Here is a 5,634-nt window from a genome sequence, read left to right as displayed (position 1 = left end):
GATCGACACCACGATGATGTCGCCCACGGAAGCGTATTTCCGCTTCGAGCCGCCCAGCACCTTGATGCACATGACACGACGGGCGCCGGAATTATCCGCGACGTCGAGGTTTGTTTGCATCTGAATCATGACTGGCCGCCTTTTTCTCTTCTAACGGGACGGGTTCTTCACCCTTCCCCGGTCTGTCCAAAATTCGTTTCGTTGCCCTGATCAGGCCTGGTCCGAAGACACGACGGTCCAGCGCTTGTCCTTGGAAATCGGCTTCGATTCCTGGATGAACACCTGATCGCCAACCTTGTGGGCGTTGTTCTCGTCGTGCGCCTTGTATTTCTTGGTCATGCGCACGGTCTTCTTCATCACGGGATGCGTGAAGCGCCGTTCGACCTTGACGACAACCGTCTTCTCGTTTTTGTCGCTGACGACGGTGCCCTGCAGAATGCGCTTTGGCATGGTTTTCGTCCTTAAGCCTTCTTAGCCGCGGACTTTTCCGCAGCGATGGTCTTGATACGCGCAATGTCCTTGCGGACCTGCCTCACGCGCGCGGTCTTCTCGAGCTGGCCGGTGGCCTTCTGGAAGCGCAGGTTGAACTGCTCCTTCTTCAGGCTGGCCAATTCGTCGGTCAGCTGGTCCTGGGTCTTGGTCCGGATGTCTTCGGCTTTCATGATCAGCCCGTCCTTATTCTGCGATGCGCTGTACGAAGCGCGTCCTGACCGAGAGCTTGGCCGCGCCGAGACGCAGCGCCTCACGGGCGGTTTCCTCATTGACGCCGTCGATCTCGAACATGATGCGGCCGGGCTTGACGCGCGCCGCCCAGTAATCGACCGCGCCCTTGCCCTTGCCCATGCGGACTTCGGTCGGCTTCGACGTCACCGGCACGTCCGGGAAGACACGGATCCAGACGCGGCCGGCGCGCTTCATCTCGCGGGTGATCGCGCGGCGAGCCGCCTCGATCTCGCGCGCGGTGACGCGGTTCGGCTCAAGCGCCTTCAGCCCGAAACCACCGAAATCCAGATTGGTGCCACCCTTGGCGGCACCATGGATACGGCCCTTGAACTGCTTGCGGAACTTTGTGCGCTTTGGCTGCAGCATCGTTCTAACTCCAAATTCTCAACTGTCTCAGGCGTTTTCGCGACGGCGACCGCGTTCGCGCTCACCACCACCGCCATGCGCATGATCGCCCTCGGTGGCGCGGCGCTCCGAAGCCATCGGATCGTGCTCGAGGATTTCCCCCTTGAACACCCAGACCTTGACGCCGCAGATGCCGTAGGCGGTGTGTGCTTCGGCCGTGCCGTAGTCGACGTCGGCGCGCAGCGTATGCAGCGGCACGCGACCCTCGCGGTACCATTCCATGCGCGCGATCTCGGCGCCGCCGAGACGGCCGGCGCAGTTGATGCGGATGCCTTCGGCACCGAGGCGCATCGCCGACTGGACGGCGCGCTTCATGGCGCGGCGGAACGCGATGCGGCGCTCGAGCTGCTGGGCGATTGACTGGGCGACCAGCGTGGCGTCGATCTCGGGCTTACGCACTTCGACGATGTTCAAATGCGTCTCGGACTTCGTCATCTCCATCAGCTTCTTGCGAAGCTTCTCGATGTCGGCGCCCTTCTTGCCGATGATCAGGCCCGGACGCGCCGCATGGATGGTGACGCGGCACTTCTTGTGCGGACGCTCGATCACAACCTTCGAAATCGCAGCCTGCTTGAGTTCCTTCTCAAGATACTTGCGGATCTTGATGTCCTCATGCAGCAGCTGGCCGTACTCGCCGGTGTTGGCGAACCAACGCGAATCCCAGGTACGGTTGATGCCGAGACGCAGACCGATCGGATTGATTTTCTGGCCCATTATGCGGCCTCCACTTTTTCTTCGACTTCACGAACGACGATCGTGAGGTGCGAGAACGGCTTCTCGATACGGCTGGCGCGGCCACGGCCACGGGCATGGAACCGCTTCATGACGATCGACTTGCCGACATAGGCTTCCGCCACGATCAGCGCATCGACGTCGAGGTCGTGGTTGTTTTCCGCGTTGGCGATCGCCGATTCCAGCGTCTTCTTGACCGTGCCGGAAATCCGCTTGGCCGAGAATTCGAGATCGGAAAGCGCTGTCGCGACCTTCTTGCCGCGGATCAGCGCGGCAACCAGGTTCAGCTTCTGCGGGCTGATACGGATCGTGCGCAACACGGCGCGCGCTTCGTTGTCAGCAAGCCTGCGCGGAGCTTTGGCCTTGCCCATGATTATTTCCTCTTCGCCTTCTTATCCGCGCCATGACCGTAATAGGTCCGGGTCGGAGCGAATTCACCGAACTTGTGGCCGACCATGTCTTCGTTCACCGAAACGGGAACGTGCTTCTGGCCGTTGTAGACACCGAAGGTGAAGCCGACGAACTGCGGCAGGATGGTGGAGCGACGGCTCCACATCTTGATCACCTCATTGCGACCACCTTCACGAACCTTGTCCACCTTCTTGAGAAGGTAGCCGTCAATGAAGGGGCCTTTCCAAATCGAACGAGTCACTTGGCGTTACCTCTTCTTAGCTCTTGCGCTGATGGCGCGAGCGCAGGATGAACTTGTCGGTCGCCTTATTGGACCGCGTCTTCTTGCCCTTGGTAGGCTTGCCCCAAGGTGAAACCGGATGGCGGCCACCGGAGGTGCGGCCTTCGCCGCCGCCATGCGGATGGTCGACCGGGTTCATGGTCACGCCGCGGTTGTGCGGACGTTTTCCCCGCCACACAGTGCGGCCTGCCTTGCCGTCATTGATGTTGCCGTGGTCCGGGTTGGACACGGCGCCGACAGTGGCCATGCACGAGCCGTGGACGACACGCTGCTCACCCGAGTTCAGGCGCAGGATCGCCATGCCCTGGTCACGGCCGACGAGCTGGGCGTAACCGCCAGCCGAACGGGCAACCTGGGCGCCCTTGCCCGGCTTCAGCTCGATGTTGTGGACGATCGTGCCGACCGGCATCGAGGCCAGCGGCATCGCATTGCCCGGCTTCACGTCGACCGCTTCGCCGGCCACGATCTTGTCGCCGGCAGCAAGGCGCTGCGGGGCGATGATGTAGGACAGCTCACCATCGTCATACTTGATCAGCGCGATGAAGGCGCTGCGGTTCGGATCGTACTCGATACGCTCGACAGTTCCGACAATGTCGAACTTGCGGCGCTTGAAGTCGATGATGCGGTACGTACGCTTGTGACCGCCGCCGATGAAGCGGGCCGTGATGCGGCCGTAATTGTTACGGCCGCCCGACTTGGTCAGGCCTTCTGTCAAGCCCTTGACGGGCTTGCCCTTGTAGAGGCCCGAGCGATCGACGATGACCAGCTGGCGGGTGCCCGGCGTTATCGGGTTGAATTTTTTCAGTGCCATGTTTGTTGTCCTCGCGGTCTTGCTCAGAGACCCGTCGCGACGTCGATCGACTGGCCGTCGGCCAGCGTCACGATCGCCTTCTTGACGTCGCTCTGGCGGCCGATCGTGCCGCGGAAGCGCTTGATCTTGCCCTTGCGGACAAGCGTGTTCACGGCCATCACCTTGACGCCGAACAGCGCTTCGACGGCAGCCTTGATTTCCGGCTTCGACGCCTTCTTGGCGACGTTGAAGACGACCTGGTTCTGCTCGGAAGCCATGGTCGACTTTTCGGTGATCGCCGGCGAGACGATCACGTCGTAGTGACGAAGGTCTGTCATTTGAAGCGCTCCTCGAGAGCCTCGACGGCGGCCTTCGAAAGGACCAGCGTGCCGCGGCGCAAAATGTCGTAGACGTTGATGCCCTGGATGGGCAGCACGTCGATGTTCGGGATGTTCGTCGCCGCCAGCTTGAAGTTCTTATCGAGCTCGGCGCCACCGATCACCAGGGCATTGGACAGGCCCAGCGTCGCGAAATTCGCGATCAGCGCCTTGGTCTTGGCCTCGGTCAGCATCAACTCGTCGATGATGATGAGCGACGCGCTCTTGGCCTTGGCCGAGAGAGCATGCTTGAGGCCCAGCGCGCGCACCTTCTTCGGCAGTTCGTGCTCGTGGCTGCGGACGACCGGGCCGTGGGCCTTGCCGCCGCCGCGGAACTGCGGAGCGCGTGCCGAATGGTGGCGGGCGCGGCCCGTACCCTTCTGCTTGTACATCTTGGCGCCGGTGCGGGCGATCTCGGCGCGACCCTTGGTCTTGTGCGTGCCCTGCTGCTTCTTGGCAAGCTGCCAGCGCACGACGCGCTGCAGGATGTCCTCGCGCGGATCAAGGCCGAAAATCTCCTCGGAGAGTTTCACCTTGCCGGCGTCCTTGCCGCCAAGCGTTGTGATCTTGAGGTCCATTATTCCGCTCCCTCTGTGGCCGGGGCATCTACTGTGGCCGGGGCATCGTTCTTGGCGCCATCACTGGTTGCAATGACGCGGATTGCGGCGGGCTTCGGCGCATTGGCCGGCAGCGCAAACTTGGCCGCGTCGCGGACCAGGATCCACGCGCCCTTCGAACCGGGAACCGCGCCGCGGATCAGGATCAGGCCGCGATCGGCGTCGGTCGAGACGACCTCGACATTCTGCGTGGTGACGCGGGTGTCGCCCATGTGGCCGGCCATATGCTTGCCCTTGAACACCTTGCCCGGGTCCTGGCGCTGGCCGGTCGAGCCGTGGGTACGGTGCGAGACCGAGTTGCCGTGGGTCGCGCGGCCACCGCCCATGTGGTGCCGCTTGATAACGCCCTGGAAACCCTTGCCGATCGTGGTTCCTGTCACATCGACCTTCTGGCCGGCGACGAAATGATCGACAGTGATCTCGGCGCCGACATCGATCATGTTGTCGGCGGAGACACGGAATTCGGCAACCTTGGCCTTCGGCTCGACGGAAGCGGTCGCGAAATGGCCGCGCATCGCCTTCGACGTGTTCTTCACCTTAGCAAGGCCAACGCCGAGCTGGACGGCGGTATAGCCGTTCTTCTCCTGCGTGCGCTGCGCCACGACCTGGCAGTTCTCCATCTGGAGAACAGTGACGGGAACATGTTCCCCGGCATCGTTGTAGATGCGGGTCATTCCCACCTTCTTTGCAATCACACCTGAACGCATCGGTTCAATTCCTTTAGAGTTCCCTGTCGGGGCTGTCGCCCCTCCACGCCTCTTGTTCCTTCAGAGTTCCGGGTCGCCCCGCCCCTCTGGTTCCTTAAAGCTTGATCTCGACGTCGACACCGGCGGCAAGATCGAGCTTCATCAAAGCGTCGACTGTCTGCGGGGTCGGATCGACGATATCGAGCAGACGCTTGTGCGTGCGCATCTCGAACTGCTCGCGGCTCTTCTTGTCGACGTGAGGCGACCGGTTGACCGTGAACTTTTCGATCCGCGTCGGCAGCGGAATGGGGCCGCGGACGTTGGCGCCGGTGCGCTTGGCCGTCGACACGATTTCCCGCGTCGAGGCGTCAAGCACCCGGTGATCAAACGCCTTCAGGCGGATGCGGATATTCTGTCCGTTCATGCGTCACTTCCTTGTTCTGGCGCGGCGCGGGCAGCGCCCGCGACAGATCGGTTTAAGTCCAAATTACTCTTTGATGGTGACGACGATGCCGGCACCGACGGTGCGGCCGCCTTCACGGATGGCGAAGCGCAGCTTCTCTTCCATGGCGATCGGCACGATCAGCTCGACATCGACGGTGATGTTGTCGCC

12 protein-coding genes and 1 pseudogene are annotated in these 5,634 nt (G+C 62.1%); all 13 read right to left on the bottom strand.

Features of this window, described 5'->3' with window-relative positions; translation table 11 throughout:
• Positions 1-129 (bottom strand): uL14 family ribosomal protein (locus EOA86_RS19495; protein WP_206630073.1); only part of this gene is annotated, 129 nt, incomplete at its 3' end.
• Positions 130-210: 81 nt separating this feature from the next.
• Positions 211-450: a 30S ribosomal protein S17 gene (gene rpsQ / locus EOA86_RS19490; RefSeq protein ID WP_023799288.1), complete on the bottom strand. Its 240-nt coding sequence runs from the start codon at positions 448-450 to the stop codon at positions 211-213.
• Positions 451-461: 11 nt separating this feature from the next.
• A complete protein-coding gene (rpmC, locus tag EOA86_RS19485; RefSeq protein WP_023799289.1) occupies positions 462-662 on the bottom strand; it encodes a 50S ribosomal protein L29 in 201 nt (66 codons plus the stop codon).
• Positions 663-675: 13 nt separating this feature from the next.
• Positions 676-1,089 (bottom strand): 50S ribosomal protein L16, encoded by a 414-nt coding sequence (gene rplP, locus EOA86_RS19480; protein WP_127315880.1) that lies wholly within the window; start codon positions 1,087-1,089, stop codon positions 676-678.
• Between the two features lie 27 nt (positions 1,090-1,116).
• Positions 1,117-1,842, bottom strand: coding sequence for a 30S ribosomal protein S3 (gene rpsC / locus EOA86_RS19475; RefSeq protein ID WP_029352216.1), 726 nt, complete (start codon positions 1,840-1,842; stop codon positions 1,117-1,119).
• Entirely contained in the window at positions 1,842-2,231 is a 390-nt protein-coding gene (rplV, locus tag EOA86_RS19470; protein ID WP_023799292.1) for a 50S ribosomal protein L22, read from the bottom strand. The genes rpsC and rplV overlap by 1 nt, the downstream gene beginning before the upstream one ends.
• A 2-nt stretch (positions 2,232-2,233) precedes the next feature.
• The gene (gene rpsS / locus EOA86_RS19465) at positions 2,234-2,512 is read right to left on the bottom strand and encodes a 30S ribosomal protein S19 (RefSeq protein ID WP_006205463.1); all 279 of its coding nucleotides are present in this window, start codon (positions 2,510-2,512) and stop codon (positions 2,234-2,236) included.
• A gap of 16 nt (positions 2,513-2,528) precedes the next feature.
• Positions 2,529-3,362 carry a 50S ribosomal protein L2 gene (gene rplB, locus EOA86_RS19460; protein WP_065008706.1) on the bottom strand — a complete coding sequence of 278 codons (834 nt, stop codon included), beginning with the start codon at positions 3,360-3,362 and terminating at the stop codon, positions 2,529-2,531.
• Between the two features lie 23 nt (positions 3,363-3,385).
• Positions 3,386-3,679, bottom strand: a complete 294-nt coding sequence (locus EOA86_RS19455) for a 50S ribosomal protein L23 (protein ID WP_010909275.1) — start codon at positions 3,677-3,679, stop codon at positions 3,386-3,388.
• Complete coding sequence (gene rplD / locus EOA86_RS19450; protein ID WP_128343152.1) at positions 3,676-4,296, bottom strand: 50S ribosomal protein L4; 621 nt, start codon at positions 4,294-4,296, stop codon at positions 3,676-3,678. Before rplD ends, EOA86_RS19455 begins: the two co-directional genes overlap by 4 nt.
• Entirely contained in the window at positions 4,296-5,042 is a 747-nt protein-coding gene (rplC, locus tag EOA86_RS19445; protein ID WP_095520652.1) for a 50S ribosomal protein L3, read from the bottom strand. The genes rplD and rplC overlap by 1 nt, the downstream gene beginning before the upstream one ends.
• 94 nt (positions 5,043-5,136) lie before the next feature.
• Positions 5,137-5,445 (bottom strand): 30S ribosomal protein S10, encoded by a 309-nt coding sequence (rpsJ, locus tag EOA86_RS19440; RefSeq protein WP_006205468.1) that lies wholly within the window; start codon positions 5,443-5,445, stop codon positions 5,137-5,139.
• Positions 5,446-5,508: 63 nt separating this feature from the next.
• A pseudogene (gene tuf, locus EOA86_RS19435) lies at positions 5,509-5,634 on the bottom strand (elongation factor Tu); the annotation flags it as partial.

Origin of the sequence: Mesorhizobium sp. M5C.F.Ca.IN.020.32.2.1 (assembly GCF_004023105.1) — a bacterium.
In the GTDB taxonomy this organism is placed as follows: Bacteria; Pseudomonadota; Alphaproteobacteria; order Rhizobiales; family Rhizobiaceae; genus Mesorhizobium; species Mesorhizobium wenxiniae.
This window is presented reverse-complemented; position numbering and strand designations above follow the sequence as displayed.

Bases quoted from the DNA above. Each gene is read 5' to 3' on its own strand.
- rpsQ (WP_023799288.1), bottom strand. From the start codon at position 450: ATGCCAAAGCGCATTCTGCAGGGCACCGTCGTCAGCGACAAAAACGAG.
- rpmC (WP_023799289.1), bottom strand. From the start codon at position 662: ATGAAAGCCGAAGACATCCGGACCAAGACCCAGGACCAGCTGACCGAC.
- rplP (WP_127315880.1), bottom strand. From the start codon at position 1,089: ATGCTGCAGCCAAAGCGCACAAAGTTCCGCAAGCAGTTCAAGGGCCGT.
- rpsC (WP_029352216.1), bottom strand. From the start codon at position 1,842: ATGGGCCAGAAAATCAATCCGATCGGTCTGCGTCTCGGCATCAACCGT.
- rplV (WP_023799292.1), bottom strand. From the start codon at position 2,231: ATGGGCAAGGCCAAAGCTCCGCGCAGGCTTGCTGACAACGAAGCGCGC.
- rplB (WP_065008706.1), bottom strand. From the start codon at position 3,362: ATGGCACTGAAAAAATTCAACCCGATAACGCCGGGCACCCGCCAGCTG.
- EOA86_RS19455 (WP_010909275.1), bottom strand. From the start codon at position 3,679: ATGACAGACCTTCGTCACTACGACGTGATCGTCTCGCCGGCGATCACC.
- rplD (WP_128343152.1), bottom strand. From the start codon at position 4,296: ATGGACCTCAAGATCACAACGCTTGGCGGCAAGGACGCCGGCAAGGTG.
- rplC (WP_095520652.1), bottom strand. From the start codon at position 5,042: ATGCGTTCAGGTGTGATTGCAAAGAAGGTGGGAATGACCCGCATCTAC.
- rpsJ (WP_006205468.1), bottom strand. From the start codon at position 5,445: ATGAACGGACAGAATATCCGCATCCGCCTGAAGGCGTTTGATCACCGG.